Here is a 17,259-nt window from a genome sequence, read left to right on the forward strand (position 1 = left end):
TTGGTGCATGGTTTTCCCGCAGATTTAAGAAGATAAACACAGACGATATTAATCTCTCTTCTTCGTGAAAAAATGTAAGCTAATCTTAACCTCCAAATTTACGCACTCTATAAATCAGTGATAACATAAAATACCTTCCCAATCGGTTCACTTGCCTATCTACAATTTCGTTATCGAATACATCTCTTGATATCCCTGAGTTCTGATCAAAAAGATCGAATCCTTCTACACGGATTGCAGCCATATCGTTCTTCATAAACTTATATTCCATCGATAAACGAAGTAATGTTGGATTGCGCACCGCACTATTATCAAAACCTGAGTTAATCTGCTTGGTGAAATCGTAGCCCAGTGTAAGGTCTTTAAAGAAATAATTGCGGCCTTCTATACCACACTCAAAACGGTTAGACTGGCGGTCGGTAAACGTATCATTCGAATATTTGGTCAGGTTTTGCGAATAAGAGGTTTCTACCTCAAAGTTGACAATATCTTTCAGGTCCACTCTAAATTCGAGTTCCTGGCGCCAGGCCATATTACGCGCTTCTATTCTGCTATCATCGGTAAAAGTAATGTTGTTGTTCAACTGTCCCGAACCAGAGTAACCAATGGTAAACTTTCGCTCCGGCGAGAGCGGTTTACTAATATTGTAATCGCCTTGTAACGTGTAATATCCGTCTGTGTTAATGTAACTGGTACGCTGATTAACAGTGCCGGGTACACGCTCTTTAGTGGTTACAATCCTATCGTTAGTGCGTTCGTACTTGAAATTAGCCATGATCACTTTTCCTGCACTCCAATCTGCTTGTTTGTAATGGGCATTGATACTGTGGATAAATTCGGGCTTTAGATTAGGATTCCCCGTAACCACGTTCTGTAGGTTGGAATTGTCGGATATAGGTTGCAATTGTAAGAATCCAGGTTGGTTATTTCTTCCCCAATAATTTACATCCAGCGATTGCTGGTTAGAAAATTTATACGAAAACCGACCAGAAGGAATGAGGTTAAAAGTACGGTTAACGGTTTCAATATTATTACTTAAATTTTGTCCCTGAAGTAAGGCTGGCTGTGTGTTTATGCCTAGGGTATAGTTTAGCTTTTCGCCAATATACCTGTAATTTAACCCTATTTTATTGGTGATAAACTGGTAATCGTAAATGTTACTCAGTTTTGGGTTAAACACTTCATTGCCTTCAACTACGTTATAAGTATCTCTTAAATTATTCGTCGATGATCGGTTCCAACTGTAATTTACTTCTAAAAAGGTTTTTTTCCAAAGTGGCTCCATGTATGATGCCCCAATGTTAAGCCCTAAATTCCTATTGTTTTGATTGTTTAACAGGTTTTGCACTGAATCGACTCCTTTACCCTCGAAGTTGAAATACTTGTTATATACATTGCCAAAATTTTCGCCATTGGTATAATTGATGTTACCCCAAGAACTCAGGTTCCGGCCTTTCTTCAGAAATTTATGGTTATAAAATATGTTGGTACGGGCATTCAGGTTATTCGAATTACTTAAATTATTGCTTTCTCTTCGCGTAAACAAGGTATCCTGGGTAATGAGTGAGCTACCCGTATTATTACCACTATTGGTATTGTAAGAAAAGTTTGGAGAAATTTTAAGGTAATTCATCGTATCTATTTTATACTCCAGATTACCGCCAAACCAATGGCTATAGTTATCGCTTTTGCTGTTGTTGCGGGCATCTTCAAGCCTGGTCAGCGGATTTTGTCCTGCATCTTGTAATACACTTTGTGTATAGGTAGAACTGATGGTGTTGTTTTTATTGTTGTTAAAATTATATCCGGCATCTGCAGAGAGTTTGCTGTTAAACTCATTTTTATAATTAAGTCCGGCAACGTTTCTGGTGGTAATGCCATCGCCGCCACCACCACGCATATTGGCATTGGCCGAGGTGGCATCGAATGAAATCTGCTGCTCACCCTTCATGCTATTTCCCCGTATATTGGTATTATAGCGATCGGCATTGCCCAAACCTGCAGAGGCCCTGGCAAAATAGCCTTTCTTTTTATCTTCTTCAATGGTCAGGTTCAGCACCTTTTCCGGCCCACCTGTTTTAATACCTGTAAGTTTGGCCTGATCGCCATAATCGTCGATAAACTGAAGGTTTTTGATAATATCGGCAGGAAGATTTTTAATGGCTGTGGCTACATCTGTGCCAAAGAAATCTTTACCGTTAACACGTATTTTGGTTACAGGCGAACCCTGACTGGTTACATTCCCATCTTTGTCTACCTTAATGCCGGGTAGTTTTTTCAACACTTCATCAACCGCATCACCATCTCTAACCGGAAAGGCCCTGGCGCTAAAACTCACGGTATCTTCGGTTACTTTAACAGGAGGAACACCCGAAATCACTACGCCCTCCAGGGTGTTCGCTGATGGTTTAAGCCTGATGTCAGTGATGTTTAAAATATTACCCTTTTCGATCTGATACTGTTTAATAAAGGTATCGAAGCCGATAAAAGCTGCTGATAAGGTAAACTGTTTAGATTTAATTTTATCCAATGCAAATGTACCATCAGGATTGGCAGAGGTGCCTATACTGTCGGTACCAAATTTAATCCTAACTACCGCACCGGGTAGTGGTAAACCTGCAGTATCTAACACTATACCCTTAACGGCATAATTTTGTGCATTACTGTTTGTAAAAAAACCTGCAAAGAGCAGAAATAGCAAAATCGATTTAGTAAAAGCCCTCATGAATTTATTTGTGTGTGGCATAAAAGTACGGAGCAGCGCGTTAACCCTGTTCAGCGTAATCAACATGTTACTGATTTTGGCTGTTTTAGCTGTAAATGAGGTGTTTCCTTTGCTTTCTTTAGCCGATATATCAGGCTAAATAATAAGCCTTCTCGCGTCCGATAGCTATCGGATGACGATAATTGGAGGTGATTTCTATTAATGAAAGATTTCTAAAAATTGGGCGTCATTTCGACTGGAACGTAGTGGAATGGAGAAATCTTTGAACGATGTTAAAAGATCTCACTTCGATCGAGACGATAGTTGGAGGTGATTTATCCCTCAGCATGACTGCACTTTAGGTTTTGCGTTTCAAAAAGATTTGGAAATGAACGGACAATGATCCTTGGAGGCCTGCCGCCCCGCTCTTTGTTCCAAGTCCTCACCCTCATACTTCGGGTCTGCGGGCTTTGCACGCCGATCGGGTTTAAGAACAATGGTTTGTATCGTAAAGCTAAAAATAAATAAAAAACTAGACACGATTTGCAATTGCAAAATGGCTAAACCAGTTCACAAATCCAGGCCAACAAAAACCTGTAAAGTTAATCTGCGGTGATCTGCAAAATCAGCGGGAAATATTTGGGTAAAGTGAGCTATAAGGCAAAAAATAATCAGTTATATACATGATTCATATTGATTTTTGAGAAATCAATTGTCCTTCAGTACTACATTCCGGCCAAGGGTTTTAAACCGAACAGCATTGTCTTGTTCTACAGTAATGGTAATATGGCCTGTTTTACTCGTGTTTATATCGCTTACCTTGCCAGACTTACCGATATGCGTCCCTTTAACCACAACACAGTAGTCGCCATCTTTTAAATTTGTTGTTTCCATTTTAGTTTTTACAGGTTTGAGTTTACATCTGAACCCCGTAATTTTATTTCAGCATTTAATTGACTTAATTTAATTGCAACGGGTAACCAAGCTAGCATACATCCGGGAATAACAGCAAGGAGTACAAAGTTCTGTCTTTTAATAATCAGGTATAAAAGTGCAGCGAACAACAGCAGCATCACAACAGCACTTCCAATTAACAGGCCACTCAGTTGTTTTTTCTGTTTATTTAATTCGGTTAGGCTAAGTTCGGATAGTTTGTTGTTTTTCATAGCAGATGCGTTAGGGTTATTAGTAAAATTATTAAATTTTTAATATCCTGAACAATGAAAAATGTAAAATGCTGGTTATCCAGTCTCATCTAAGCACAAATTCCATTATCTTGTAAACGTTCTGTTTAATAAATCTAAAACCATTATTTTTGGTTGAATACTGATGTTGTTTTAATGCTAATACCAAATATATCATGATCAAAAGATTAATATCTTTATTGTTGCCATTGATTTCTTTCGTGGGCTTTTCGCAGGAAACTACTAAAACTTATCTTTCCGGAACAGATAAAGACCATACCAAACAATGGGATTTTTATTGTACTGCCGGTCGTAAAAGCGGCATATGGACTAAAATACCTGTACCATCTAACTGGGAATTACAGGGTTTTGGAAGTTACAACTATGGGCACGATAAAGTTAAAGCCAGCGAACAGGGCATTTACCGTTATGAATTTCCGATGGGTAAAATAATAGGGAAAAAAGTGTTCCTGGTTTTTGAAGGCGCTATGACCGATACTAAGGTTAGTATTAACGGAAAGCTGGCCGGAGATCTGCACCAGGGCGGGTTTTATCGGTTTAAATATGATATTACCACACTATTAAAACCCGACCAGAAGAACCTATTGGAAGTTACGGTTGATAAAGTATCGGCAAATGCATCGATTAATAAAGCAGAAAGAACGAGCGATTTTTGGATTTTTGGTGGCATCTTCCGTCCGGTTTACCTCGAAACTGTACCAAACAAATTTATAGAAAGAGTTGCGGTTAATGCTAAGGCCGATGGAACTTTTCAGCTTGATGTTTATGGTCAGAATTTGGACGCAGATGATATTCTTGAAGCCCAGGTGAAAAAATTAACTGGCGAAAATGTGGGAAAAGCATTTGCTGTAAAGGCGAATTTAGAGAATGGTATGCAGACCCTTAAGGCTACATTCTCAAACCCTTTATTATGGAGCAGTGAATTTCCCAATTTATATCAGGTGGTGGTGCGGATCAAAAATAAACAGAAAATTATTCATCAGGTAAAACAAAAGTTCGGTTTTAGAACGCTTGAACTGCGTAATGGCGACGGTTTTTATGTTAATGGTTCGAAAATGATTTTAAAAGGTGTTAACCGCCACAGCTTTTGGCCCGAAAGCGGACGTACCTTAAGCCGTGAGGTGCACTTGATGGATGTGAGGTTAATGAAAGAAATGAACATGAACGCCGTTCGCATGTCGCATTATCCACCCGATGCAGAATTTTTGGATATTTGCGACTCCTTAGGATTGTATGTGATTAATGAATTAACGGGCTGGCAGGCAAAATACGATAACACAATAGGGCACAGGCTCGTAAAAGAACTTGTAATCAGAGATGTAAACCATCCATCTATTATTTTTTGGGCCAATGGCAATGAGGGAGGTTTTAATACCGATCTTGATAATGATTATGCCTTATACGATCCGCAGAAACGTACCGTAATTCACCCATGGGAGAAATTTAACGGAACCGATACCAAACATTACCCAGATTATAATTATATGGTTAAGGCCGCTACTTCAGGACAGGAGGTTTTCTTTCCGACTGAATTTATGCACGCGCTTTATGATGGTGGCGCTGGTGCGGCTTTGGATGATTTCTGGAATCAGATGCTGATTCACCCGCATGGTGCCGGTGGTTTTATTTGGGCTTTGGTGGATGAAAACGTAATCCGCACAGATAAAAACGGTATTTATGATGGTGATGGAAACCATGCCCCTGATGGAATTGTTGGCCCACATCGCGAAAAGGAAGCCAGTTTTTATACCATAAAAGAGATATGGTCTCCGGTTTTTGTCGATCTGCCAAAAATTGATCGGGATTTTAATGGTAAAATCGCGGTCGAGAACCGATTCAATTTTACCGATCTTGATCAATGCACTTTTAAATGGAAATTGCTTAGTTTCCCACAGGCTAACACAGCGGGCACAAAAGCTATTGTAAATACCAGTGGAGCAACGGTTTATAAGCTTAAACCTGGCGCAAAAGGTACGCTTGATCTGGCTTTGCCAAAATCGTGGACACAAAGTGATGCCTTATATTTAACCGCTTATGGAACTGATAAGAAGGAAATATTTACCTGGAGCTGGCCAATAAAAACTGCCCGCTTGATTGCAGAGAAGCGAGAAACTACTCTGTCCAATTCAGTAGTAAAAGCCGAAGAAACTAACCAGTCGCTCCTGATTAAACAGGATGGTATGAGCTACTATTTTGAAAAGGCAACGGGTTATCTGGAGAAAGTTGTTAAAGGGAATACCATTATTTCTTTGTCAAAAGGCCCTGTGTTGGCTGGTGTAAATACCGAATTGAAAAATTTCAGCCATAAAGCAGAAGGAGCAAAGTATATCGTTGAATCTGATTATCAGGGTGCTGGTAATTTGCATGCGAAGTGGACATTTGAAACCGGAAAGCTGGTAAAACTCGAATATCAATTTAACCAACAGGGCGATGCTGATTTTATGGGTATTACCTTTAATTATCCCGAGGATAAAATTACCGGAATAAAATACCTTGGCCGTGGCCCGTACCGGGTTTGGAAAAACAGGTTAAAAGGGCAGCAGTTTGGAGTTTGGCATAAGGATTACAATAATTCGATTACCGGCGAAACCTGGGGTTACCCTGAGTTTAAAGGTTATCATGCCGAAGTGAACTGGGTAACTGTAGAAAATAAAGAAGCCTCATTTACGGTTTATATACCCGATCAGGATACTTATCTGCAAATGTTCAGGCCTGCCCGTGAAGCTGCGGCATTAAGCAACAATAATGTAGAGCCCGCTTTTCCAGAAGGGAATATCGGTTTCTTAAAAGGGATAAGTGCCATCGGGACCAAGTTTCAGTCGGCTTTATTATTGGGACCTCAAAGCCAGAAAAACAAGACAGATGGAAAAACTTTTAAGGGGACACTATTATTTGATTTTGGAAAATAAGCGTTTTGATCCCTAGGTTAAAACAGGACAGCAGAATCCTATTTAATCCGTATTTTTAACGATATGAAGATTGTATTTTTTTCTGCGAAGCCTTACGACCGCGAATTTTTTGAAAGCTGTAATAAACATTATGATTTTGAATTAGAATTTTGGGAAACTCATCTGGGACCTCATATTGCCGACGCGATAAAAGTAGGTACTGATGCCGTTTGTGTATTTGTGAACGATAAACTAACAGCTGATGTAATAGCCATACTGGCGCAAAAAGGGGTGAAAGTTATTGCTTTGCGTTGTGCTGGCTTTAACAATGTAGAGCTGGATGCTGCCAAACAATACGGAATTCGCGTTTGCCGCGTTCCGGCATATTCGCCACAGGCTGTTGCAGAACATGCAGTAGCCATGTTGCTTACGCTAAACCGTAAAACCCATAAGGCCTATAACCGCGTGCGTGAACAGAATTTTTCGCTTTCAGGTTTAATGGGTTTCAATCTTTTTGGCAAAACAGTAGGGGTAATCGGCACAGGAAAAATTGGCGCTGCTTTCTGTAAAATTATGCTTGGTTTTGGCTGTACTGTACTGGCTTCAGATCCTTTTGTGAGTAAATCATTACAAAGTGCGGGAGTAAAATATTTGCCTTTTCATGAAGTAATAAAAGAAGCCGATATTATTTCGCTGCATTGCCCGCTTACACCAGAAAACCATTATTTGATTGGATCAAATAGCTTATCGACGATGAAAAAAGGTGTTACGCTGATCAATACAAGTAGAGGCGGATTGATTAATACACGTGAAGTGATTGAAGCACTAAAAACAGGTCAGCTTGCGGCACTGGGAATTGATGTGTATGAGCAGGAAGAACAACTCTTTTTTAAAGATCTTTCCGGAAGTATTATTGGTGATGATGATATTCAGCGACTAATTAGTTTTCCGAATGTTTTGGTTACCGGGCATCAGGCTTTTTTTACACAAGAAGCCCTGGCAGAAATTGCAGCGTCTACCCTAAAAACGGTTAAAATGTTGTTGGAAGATAATGTTGAAGAGATAGTTTCGGATGCAATATTGGTGTAACAAGGTAGAGGAACAAACGCAAGGAGTTTTTGAGAAGCTGATCTCATCAAAATCTCCATGCGCGCATTGTTGCTATTTAATAATATGAAGTATTAAGGTTGCTGTTCTGCTTTTCTGCGGCCTCGATAGGGGCATAGTTAGAAAGAATAAGTGCCTCCCCTTTTTTAATGCATACATCATGCTCAAAATGTACAGATGGACTTCCGTCAGCAGTTCTGATCGTCCAGCCGTCTTCATCTAGAAACACATCTTTTTTGCCCATATTTATCATAGGTTCTATGGCCAGCACCAGGTTTTCTCTTAAGAGTAAACCGTTACCTTTTCGACCATAATTCGGCACCTGTGGATCTTCGTGCATATCTTTACCCAAGCCATGGCCTACCAGATCTCTTACTACGCCGTAACCCTGCTTTTCGTTATGACTTTGGATTGCTGCACCAATATCGCCAATGCGTTTGCCCACAACAGCTTCTTTAATTCCAAGAAAAAGCGATTCTTTAGTTGTTTTTACCAGGTTTAGTACCGCTGGCGATACTTCGCCGATGATAAAGGTATAAGCATGATCGCCGTGAAAACCGTTTTTTATGGTACCCACATCTACTGAGATAATATCGCCATCTTTCAGCTCATCTTTAGTCGGAAAGCCATGTACAACCACATCGTTTACCGAGGTAATAATATGAAATGGAAAACCATTATAGTTGTAAAATGAAGGTACGGCGCCATTATCGAGTATAAATTCGTTGGCTATTCTATCAATTTCAAGAGTTGTAATGCCTGGCTTTAATATTTTAGCTACTTCTGCAAGGGTATCGCTCACCAGTAGGGCACTGATCTGCATCAGTTCTACTTCTTCGTTGGTTTTATATAAAATCATTGCCGCAAATTTAGCAAAAGAAGCGGAAAGGAAAAAAGACGAAGAGTTGAATAATAAAGGACTGAATATTAGTAGCTAAATTAAGAGCACAAGCGGTAATCGGGTATTAAAACTTTATTTCTGATTCTACTCAGCGTTTCTAAACGCATGCCAAGGTAGCTGGCCAGATAGCGCTGCGGTATTCTGTTGATGTCCAGGTCGCTTTCCTGAAGTTTACGGTACCTGCTCATTGCTTTTGGTATCCTGGCCAGGATTGATCTTTCTGATGCAGCATAATAATGAAGCGCCAACAGCTTTCTGCCGATTAGGTTGGCCTCCGGATAGTTTGTATACATCGAATCGATCAGGGTATAAGGAATACAGATGAGTTGACATTCTTCCAGTGCCTGAAGATACTCTATAGAATGACTGGGCTGCTGATCGGGGTGACGTATGGCACCTATTAATTCATTTCCGAAGCTAAACCAGGTGCTGATATCATTTTTACCATCACGTATGAAGCCACGAACGAGTCCGTGTACCAAAAAATATAGCGAAGCATTACTGTCTATTGGTGAAAGTATATGTTTATTTTTTTTAACGTGGATAAGCTTACACGATTTTTCGTGTTCGGCCTTAAAGGCTGCAGATAAAGGATGAAATTGCTCAATATAATCGAAAAGCGGGCGTAAAAACGATGTTGAATAAGGCATGGTTAAGGCTGTTTAGATTTTTGAGAAAAGATTTAGAGCATACTCATTTGAAGTACCACAATCATATGATGATCAGGAACCAAAGGTATCTGGTATTTCAATATTTGGAGAAATACCGCACAGTTACGGACTCTAACGATACGATCGTTAGAGTAAAAAAGGGGGAAATAACAGGTTAGCGGATTAATTCCTTTGCAAAATAGGTGGTTGGCATTAAGCCCGTTTCTTTTTTGAATGCATTGTAAAACGTAGCCAGGCTTTTAAAACCAGCTTCAGAAGCAATGGCTTCAATAGTTATTTTATCCGATTTGAGCGGATACTGTTTTAAAAAATGACCAACGCGGTAGCTGTTTATCCAGTCGCGGAAATTTTTGCCGATGTGTTTGTTAATTACGAAAGAGCAATGGTGGATCGGGAGGCTAAGTTTTGCTGCCAGATCGATAATCTGAAAATCGTGCACCAGGTAAAGTTGTTCCGCTTCCATTATTTCTTTCATGGCAAGGGCATAATCAGACAGCTGTGCATCTAAAAGATTATTTTTTTTGACAGCGGCAAGCGTACGTTTTGGATTTTCTTCTGATAAAGGAACTAATGAGGAATCAGTTTCAGTTTTCTTGATTGCAGGTTTTTTAGTCCAATCAACAGCCACTAACAGGTAGCCATAAAAAATATAAGGTTTGTGAAGGGCATATAATAAAATGACCAATAGGGCCAAACAATTAAGCACAATAAAGGAGGCATTAACATATGGGATGTGTAAGCTTCTTAAAATAATGGGCACCAAACTAAACAACTGGAAAAAGGTCGCAATCCGGAGAAAAAAGATGATCCATTTTCTGCCTTCACCTTCGAGTATCTGTTGTGGTTTGTTTTTTAAACGGAGTACTGCAATCCAGGTAAGGCACAAATAACCAAATACCAGTATTGGCCTAAATAAGTAATGGAAATATGGAGGAAAAAGGCCGCTTTTTGCTTTTAGTGAGAAGTAACCGCTTTCAGCTAATTGGCTTCCTATCAAATCCCAATTGAGTGTTGCAGAAAAATGCCAGGGGATAACGTGGATAATAGCCAACAAAGCTGGTGCAAAATGAAGCCATTCTATTTTTTGTAAACTTTTACGATCTTGAAGAAAGCCTGTTATGTAGAGGTAAAAGCAGGCTGGGGCAGCATAATAAAACGGTGTAAAAGTTTGATGAAAAAATGCTAAAGCATTAGGTTGGTCCGATTTAAAGAGCAGTGAAGTTAAAATCTGCCCAAATCTGGCAAAAAATATAACTGAAAGCAGAATGTTAAGCAGTTTATTCCCTTTTTTTGCGAAAAAAAGATGCATAGAGAATAAAAGTAAGAATAGACAACTAGTACTAACGAGAAGGTTTAAAGATTGCATATTTCCAACCAAGATAAAACATAATTGTTAAACTAAATTCCCCTTATTGTAAAATATTTTTTTATTCAATACCTCATGCGCAAAATATTGAAAATGAGGTGGTTTTGGTTTTAAAATAAGGCTATTGTAGCTGCTATTGCCTTTATGTTTTATTGGCTTTTTATGCCCTCTGCAATAATGATTTGGCATAAATGTTTGTTTAATTTATAAAAAGCAATAGTTTTGCGGCCCGTTTATTGTGAGCGGAAAGGAATATATTTAATTAATGGATGTTTACCATCCCTATAAAAGAAAAATTATGGACAAATTTAAAAAAGTGCAAGATCTAATCTCTTCTGTTGAAGCAGACGTAACTAAATTTTATGATGGTGGTAATGCTGCAGCAGGTACACGTGTACGTAAAGCAATGCAAGACCTAAAAGTTTTAGCTCAAGAGATTAGAGCTGAAGTAACCGATAAAAAAAATAGCGCTAAATAATTTGTTTTCGCTTTTAAAAAAGAAAGCCCATGTTTTACGTGGGCTTTCTTTTTATGTACTAGTCTTGGCCTTTGCTCTTTATCTATCTCTAAAAGTTATTTACTCCGTTTACTCGTAATAAGTTTATCAGTAAAGAAATCACGGAAATCATTGTAGTAAAGGTCGCCAACAGTAAAGCTGGTGTGGTTCGAGAGGGTTACTCTTGTTCCCTCTACATGTAAAATATGATTGATGGAAATAATATAGCCCCTATGCAGCTGTATGAAGCCTTTTTTAAGGTTCAGTTGTTCTTTAACATCTTTCAAACTTAAATAAGCAATAATTATTTTCTCTTTTGTATGTATTTTGATATAGTTGTGGAAACTTTCAAAAGCAATTATATCTGCATAGTGCACTAAAACCGCTTTGTGATCTTCTGATTTATTTTTTACCAAAAAATAAGTTTCCTGCCCTGTATTTTCTATTTCTTCCTCAAAAACACGGTTTACCGTTAAGGCAAATTTAGCATAGCCGTAAGGTTTAAGTAAATATGCATCTGCTTCTGCTTCGAATGCTTCAAAGGCATATTCCTCATGAGAAGTAGTAAATATCAGCTTCCTGGTTTTGGAGCGGATTGCTTTAGAAAGTTCGATGCCCGAAATCTGTGGCATTTGAATATCCATAAATATCACATCTACCTGGTCAATCTTTTTAAGTTCGTTCAGGGCCACCATTGGATCGGTGTAACTCGCCAGAAGCTTCATATTCGGGGTATCCGCAATATATTTTTCAAGCCCTGAAATCGAATTTTGTTGGTCATCAATGGCTATACACTTAATCATTTGTTAATCTTCTTTGTATACATAACGAAATTACACCTTTTCATACCGAAAATAGAACGCTTTATCCTGTTTCGCCGTAAATTTTCTTTCTGTTGGCTAATTTAAGGTAAAAAAATGCGTTATGATGTATACAGGAGTGATTAAATGGTATAATCCGATACGAGGTTTCGGATTTATTGCACCCGATGGTGGAAAGGAAATGGTTTATGCAGATAACCAGAAATTGATAGGGATTTACCGTCGTTCCTTAGTTGTGGGAACCAAAGTCCGCTTTGATTTAGAACAAGGGCAGGTAGGATGCCAGGCTACTAATATTGTAGTTCTAAATATGGGCTTTGACTAGCATTTGCACCTATCCATAACGAAAACAGACCGATCTGTGTAACCTAGCGCTGAGGATAAGGACAGAATACGATCTTAGTCTGCAATTAATGAAAATTTTAGAAATTTTAGTTTAGACGGCGTTTGTTTGGGAGCAATAAACATTAAATTTTTTTATTTAACATCTACCTATTAACTTTTCATATCTAGATTATCTCTCTTTCCTATCTAAATTAGCGCTCTTTTTTAGATAGGATTTATTTTTTTTCGGATAACGTTTTTGCTTAAATTCGTCATACTCTTTAGGGTACAGATACATTTAAAGCAGTTGTTTATGAATTTCAAAACCTTGGTTCTTTTGTTGAGTACAGTTTCTACGGCACTTATTGGTGGTCTTTTTTACGCGTACTCCTGTTCGGTTATTCCGGGCCTGGCACGTCTTTCTGATGCTTCCTTTTTACAAGCCATGCAATCAATTAACCGGGCTATTTTAAATCCGTTATTTTTTATTTCTTTTATGGGTACGCTAGTTATATTACCCATAAGTGTTTGGTTTTTTAGAGAACAGCCCATGGTGTTTTACCTGCTTTTGGCGGCAACCTTATTATACTTCGGAGGTGTTTTTCTGGTTACCATAATCGGGAATGTACCCCTAAATAACCTTTTGGATGGGGCAGATCTTGGTAAACTTGGCGCAACAGAACTAACTACATTGCGCCAAAAATTCGAGCCAGACTGGAATTTATTCCATCGGATCAGAACCATCGCCTCATTTATCTGTATTGTACTGCTCGCGTATGCAGCAATATTAAGCCGAAATGTTTAAATGGGGAAACTGTTAGGGAACGGAGTGAACAACAGTTTAGACTCCTAAGCTATTAACGGTCTCGATAGCCGATATATAAAATTTAACGTTTTAATAAATTTATTTATTCTGATCGTGTTGCTAGCTGTTATGCATTCCTCAATTTTAGCATGTAACCGGTATTTTTGTTGTTTTATAAAATGGCCAGCATTTTTTTTGCCCGGTTGAAGGATATCGGCCAGGCATCGGCACTATTGCTCGCAGCTATTCCATAATATTCTTTTGCCTTGTTCTGATCACCCTGAACAAGGTTAACATAAGCGCTTAACTCAAAAATAAAGTTCTTCAACTTGGTGTCAATTCCTTTTTCGGTGCTTAAATAATCGAAGATTTCACCCGCAGCTTTTAATCGTTTGTCATTAAAGCCTTCTATTTTAAAACCACCCGGCATTGCAAACCAATATTCCCATATCCCACCATTGGCATGCTGATTATAACTATCTTTAATCAATTGTATGCCTACCTCCAGTAGTACGCTATTAATTGTACTGTCTTTTTTTACTGCAACTTTATTTACATCAAGATAATGGTTAAGGGTAGGTTGTAGTCCGTTTTTGTTGATCTCATCCAAAATCATTTCTTTACGGTACATGGCCCGATCGCTCATTGAAAACTGCTCATATGCAAAGCTTGTAGGGAAATGATCGCTTATTTTTTCTAACCTGTACCCTCTGGCCAGTTCTTTCTTTAAATCGATTATGTAGGGATGTTCGAAATCGTGAAAGTGGTATATCGTAATGATTCCGTGTTTAAGATCGTAGATGTTGCTATAAATGGTAGATAGCTTCCCTTCCTGTCGGGTATGGTTTAAGATGTCGCGTAAAAAAGGCACATTTATGGTTTTTGCATTTTTCAGGGCTTCATCCGAGATATCATATCTTCTGCATGAATAGTTTTTGGTTTTTAGGTTACTAATATCAAAATTTGTATTGATTTGGTAATGGCCAGATTTGATTAGTTTGGTCCCGGCATTGATGATCACCGAATTCCCTAGTGCATCGGCAATTAATACTTGCGAACTGATGGCGTAATCGTATTTTTCTAGAAAAACCAAGGCTTCTTTTACTGTTTTACATTTGCCAAGGATTTCGAAAAAAAGGTCGCCATTATAAATGTTTTTAGGATGGTATTTAGCAGGATCGATATTCTGAGCGGTAAAATCGTAAAACAGGTCATACTCATTCATAGCAGCTTGTGCCTGTAGATCAGGAAGACCGAAACACACTGAACCATATCTCTCAGCAGTTCTGGGATTAAACCAGATCCTTGCAAACCCCATATAATCATCCTCATTGGCTGCAGCATATACCTCACCCTTTATTGCACATGAGATCACTGTACAGGCATAAATGTTTTGAGACAATATGGAACTAACCATAAGTGCAAATAATAGTATTCTCTTCATTTTTATAGTTTATTTTCCGTAGTTGCCAAGTCTATGCCATTAAGGAGAGTATTGCTTTAAACTCATCTCGGATGCTTCTTTTATAAATTCGAAAAAAAAATGTCCGTAATTGAACGGTTATCGTTCGAAAACGGACAAGACTAAATCAAATATTGGTTGAGGGCTTAGCTAATTCTATCTTCCATTCTGCATCATCTTAAAGAACGCATATTAGTTGTCGTTATTTAGAATTGATATAAATAATATTGTTATATTTGTTCTATCCCATGATTAATATTAACCTAGACTGGAAATGATTGTAAAGGCAAGAATAGAGCATCAGAAAGATTTTCTGTTCATGGAAGAAATTCCAGATAAATATGTTCCCGATCACCGATTATCCGAAAAATCAATAACCATTAAAGATGCTCCGGTAGGCATTAAAAATTATCAGCTCTCTACCAATGGCCTTTTTTTGGTGCATTCTGAAATGAAATTTGATGGACCTGCAAGGATTCTTACCGAGGTAGAAGGAGAGGCCATTACCTGTCAGTTTATTTTTAGCAATAAAAACGGTTCGGGCACTGCTGGTAAACAATCGGCTAAATACGGCCGGAGCAGGCATAATATCCGCTACATCCCTTCGGCAAAAGAAGCTTACGATGTGAAGCCCGATGTAGAGTTTATATATTTTTTAATCGTACTTTCTAAAGATTATTACCTGCGCTTGGTTGATCTTTACTCCCCATTACATGAGCAATTTGTACAGGAGATGGAAAAAGGAATTTCGACCTCTTTTGCCGAACACGATCTTTTTATGACGCCAGAAATGCGTAGATCGATCGAAGCGATTATCACCTGCAGGCAGGATGGGGAATTGAAACGCCTGTTTACCGATGCCCGGATTACCGAACTGATTATGTACCAGCTGGAGCAATTTAGTCAGCATATACAAGGCGGTAGAGAGTCGCTACTTGATCGCGATATCCCAAAACTTGAAGAAGCCAGGGAGATTCTGGAACGCGATTATATCGATCCACCAACCCATAAGCAGCTTTCTAAAATGATCTTGCTTAATGAGTTTAAATTGAGAACAGGTTTTAAAAAATATTTTGGCAGTACCATTTACGATTTTGTAACCCGTTTAAGAATGGAAGAGGCCAAAAGATTGATTTTAGAAGAAGGTAAAAATATGTACGAGGTAGGCGTAAACGTTGGTTTTAAACATCAAGCCAGTTTTACCAATGCTTTCAAAAAATACTACGGCATTTTGCCTAGTGATGTGCGGCTCTGATCTTATAAAGGATTAGTCTCGATCCTGCACTTTGTGCTTCGGCTACGCCGGCAGCTTCCATTAGTTTTAAATTACTGTAAACGCAACCAATACTTATGGGCGTTTTATCTTCCTTTAGCATCAGCCAAAGCGATTCGGGGTGGATAAAATCACTTACTTCCAATAGCTTCAGCGCTATCCATAATCTTTTTTCGGAAAAGGATAGGCGTTTTAATCTACAGTAATCGTTTATTGTTTTTAAGAGTTCTTCTTTAAATACATCAGCATAGGGCGAACCTGATAGCTGGCTAACGCTGTGCGCAGCATTTAGTAGTTTTTGGATTCTTTGCATAGGTCATTGGTTTAAATTTTTACCGATTGAAGTGTGGTCAGCCCGTCGGTTTCAGCTGTTTTTAAAGTATAAATTTCTTTAGTGCATACTGGATTTTGAGGTGTATATAAATTAGTGTTAAATTTTGCCGCATCGAGCTTAATTTCCTTTGGTACAATAACCGTTTTCAGACTGCTTTGGTCTGTATAGGCCTGTGCATGGATGCCAAATGCGGTATACATATGCTGAGGGGTAAGCACCTGTACAGGCGTTCCATCCCACCATTTTCTACCATCTTTTAAAATAATAATGCGGCTGGCATACTGTGCGGCCAGGTTAACTTCGTGCAGTACCACTACGATCATGTACCCTTTTTTTGCCATGGCAGCGGCTATGGCCAGGGTTTGGTGCTGAAACTGAAGATCCATATTGTTAGTCGGTTCGTCCAAGAGTAATACCGAATCCTTATTGTCCCATAATTGGGCCAGTACCCGTGCCAGGTGTACACGTTGCTGTTCTCCACCCGAAAGACTTAACATCGATCGGTCTGCAAGGTCAGTTAATCCGCAGATTTTCATCGTTTCTGCAAGTGCAAGCTGATCATTTTTTGCCGATGATAAACTTTTAAAACCATAACGGCCCATCATGACGATCTCTTTCACGCTAAAAGCCATAGTAATGGGATTGTGCTGCTGTAGATAAGCCCTTTTGGTGGCGAGTACTTTTCGGTTATAATGTTTGATATCTGCTCCGTATAACATAATCCGCCCGCTGTCGGGCTTTCGCTCTCCCGAAAGCAGCCGCATTAAGGTAGATTTCCCGGCACCGTTCGACCCTAAAAGCGCAACCATTTCGCCTGGCCTGATACTGAACGAGATATCTTTTAAAAGCGGCCTGTTGTTTAATTTATAGCTGATGGATTCTACTCTGAGCATAAACCGATT

At 38.9% G+C, this 17,259-nt stretch carries 16 protein-coding genes; 6 read left to right on the forward strand and 10 right to left on the reverse strand.

Features of this window, described 5'->3' with window-relative positions; genetic code table 11:
• Positions 1-85 precede the first annotated feature (85 nt).
• The 3 genes from ASU31_RS19245 to ASU31_RS19255 all read right to left on the reverse strand — a co-directional run bounded on the left by ASU31_RS19245 (position 86) and on the right by ASU31_RS19255 (position 3,870).
• The gene (locus tag ASU31_RS19245; RefSeq protein WP_057933908.1) at positions 86-2,791 is read right to left on the reverse strand and encodes a TonB-dependent receptor; all 2,706 of its coding nucleotides are present in this window, start codon (positions 2,789-2,791) and stop codon (positions 86-88) included.
• A 621-nt stretch (positions 2,792-3,412) separates the two neighbouring features.
• Positions 3,413-3,598, reverse strand: a complete 186-nt coding sequence (locus tag ASU31_RS19250) for an RNA-binding protein (protein ID WP_057933909.1) — start codon at positions 3,596-3,598, stop codon at positions 3,413-3,415.
• Between the two features lie 8 nt (positions 3,599-3,606).
• The gene (locus tag ASU31_RS19255) at positions 3,607-3,870 is read right to left on the reverse strand and encodes a hypothetical protein (RefSeq protein WP_057933910.1); all 264 of its coding nucleotides are present in this window, start codon (positions 3,868-3,870) and stop codon (positions 3,607-3,609) included.
• A 194-nt stretch (positions 3,871-4,064) separates the two neighbouring features.
• Here ASU31_RS19255 and ASU31_RS19260 point away from each other — a divergent pair, with 194 nt between their 5' ends.
• Both ASU31_RS19260 and ASU31_RS19265 read left to right on the forward strand, forming a co-directional pair.
• Complete coding sequence (locus ASU31_RS19260) at positions 4,065-6,818, forward strand: glycoside hydrolase family 2 protein (RefSeq protein ID WP_057933911.1); 2,754 nt, start codon at positions 4,065-4,067, stop codon at positions 6,816-6,818.
• Between the two features lie 63 nt (positions 6,819-6,881).
• Positions 6,882-7,886: a 2-hydroxyacid dehydrogenase gene (locus tag ASU31_RS19265; RefSeq protein WP_057933912.1), complete on the forward strand. Its 1,005-nt coding sequence runs from the start codon at positions 6,882-6,884 to the stop codon at positions 7,884-7,886.
• Between the two features lie 76 nt (positions 7,887-7,962).
• Here ASU31_RS19265 and map read toward each other — a convergent pair whose 3' ends face one another.
• From map to ASU31_RS19285, 3 genes are all read right to left on the reverse strand, one after another.
• The gene (gene map / locus ASU31_RS19270) at positions 7,963-8,763 is read right to left on the reverse strand and encodes a type I methionyl aminopeptidase (protein ID WP_057933913.1); all 801 of its coding nucleotides are present in this window, start codon (positions 8,761-8,763) and stop codon (positions 7,963-7,965) included.
• An 80-nt stretch (positions 8,764-8,843) separates the two neighbouring features.
• Positions 8,844-9,455, reverse strand: a complete 612-nt coding sequence (locus tag ASU31_RS19275; RefSeq protein ID WP_057933914.1) for a Crp/Fnr family transcriptional regulator — start codon at positions 9,453-9,455, stop codon at positions 8,844-8,846.
• 175 nt (positions 9,456-9,630) lie between these two features.
• Positions 9,631-10,785, reverse strand: coding sequence for an AraC family transcriptional regulator (locus tag ASU31_RS19285; protein WP_057933916.1), 1,155 nt, complete (start codon positions 10,783-10,785; stop codon positions 9,631-9,633).
• 355 nt (positions 10,786-11,140) lie between these two features.
• Here ASU31_RS19285 and ASU31_RS19290 point away from each other — a divergent pair, with 355 nt between their 5' ends.
• A complete protein-coding gene (locus ASU31_RS19290; RefSeq protein WP_057933955.1) occupies positions 11,141-11,320 on the forward strand; it encodes a histone H1 in 180 nt (59 codons plus the stop codon).
• A gap of 95 nt (positions 11,321-11,415) precedes the next feature.
• On the opposite strand, the gene ASU31_RS19295 is transcribed toward ASU31_RS19290, so the two are convergent.
• Positions 11,416-12,141, reverse strand: coding sequence for a LytR/AlgR family response regulator transcription factor (locus tag ASU31_RS19295; RefSeq protein WP_057933917.1), 726 nt, complete (start codon positions 12,139-12,141; stop codon positions 11,416-11,418).
• Positions 12,142-12,262: 121 nt separating this feature from the next.
• On the opposite strand from ASU31_RS19295, the gene ASU31_RS19300 reads away from it, so the two are divergent.
• Both ASU31_RS19300 and ASU31_RS19305 read left to right on the forward strand, forming a co-directional pair.
• Positions 12,263-12,484, forward strand: a complete 222-nt coding sequence (locus ASU31_RS19300) for a cold-shock protein (RefSeq protein WP_209435024.1) — start codon at positions 12,263-12,265, stop codon at positions 12,482-12,484.
• Positions 12,485-12,796: 312 nt separating this feature from the next.
• Positions 12,797-13,288 carry an anthrone oxygenase family protein gene (locus ASU31_RS19305; protein WP_057933919.1) on the forward strand — a complete coding sequence of 164 codons (492 nt, stop codon included), beginning with the start codon at positions 12,797-12,799 and terminating at the stop codon, positions 13,286-13,288.
• Positions 13,289-13,460: 172 nt separating this feature from the next.
• Here the strand turns inward: ASU31_RS19305 and ASU31_RS19310 are convergent, their stop codons facing one another.
• Positions 13,461-14,732 (reverse strand): C45 family peptidase, encoded by a 1,272-nt coding sequence (locus tag ASU31_RS19310; protein ID WP_157258127.1) that lies wholly within the window; start codon positions 14,730-14,732, stop codon positions 13,461-13,463.
• 292 nt (positions 14,733-15,024) lie between these two features.
• Here ASU31_RS19310 and ASU31_RS19315 point away from each other — a divergent pair, with 292 nt between their 5' ends.
• Positions 15,025-16,005, forward strand: coding sequence for a helix-turn-helix transcriptional regulator (locus tag ASU31_RS19315; protein WP_057933921.1), 981 nt, complete (start codon positions 15,025-15,027; stop codon positions 16,003-16,005).
• Here ASU31_RS19315 and ASU31_RS19320 read toward each other — a convergent pair.
• Both ASU31_RS19320 and ASU31_RS19325 read right to left on the reverse strand, forming a co-directional pair.
• On the reverse strand, positions 15,986-16,336 hold the full coding sequence (locus ASU31_RS19320; RefSeq protein WP_057933922.1) for a transcriptional repressor: 351 nt from the start codon (positions 16,334-16,336) through the stop codon (positions 15,986-15,988). The two genes, ASU31_RS19315 and ASU31_RS19320, sit on opposite strands and share 20 nt — an antisense overlap.
• An 11-nt stretch (positions 16,337-16,347) precedes the next feature.
• On the reverse strand, positions 16,348-17,250 hold the full coding sequence (locus ASU31_RS19325) for a heme ABC transporter ATP-binding protein (RefSeq protein ID WP_083505438.1): 903 nt from the start codon (positions 17,248-17,250) through the stop codon (positions 16,348-16,350).
• Between the last annotated feature and the right edge of the window lie 9 nt (positions 17,251-17,259).

The sequence above is a fragment of the Pedobacter ginsenosidimutans genome, assembly GCF_001442625.1.
GTDB classification, from domain to species: domain Bacteria; phylum Bacteroidota; class Bacteroidia; order Sphingobacteriales; family Sphingobacteriaceae; genus Pedobacter; species Pedobacter ginsenosidimutans.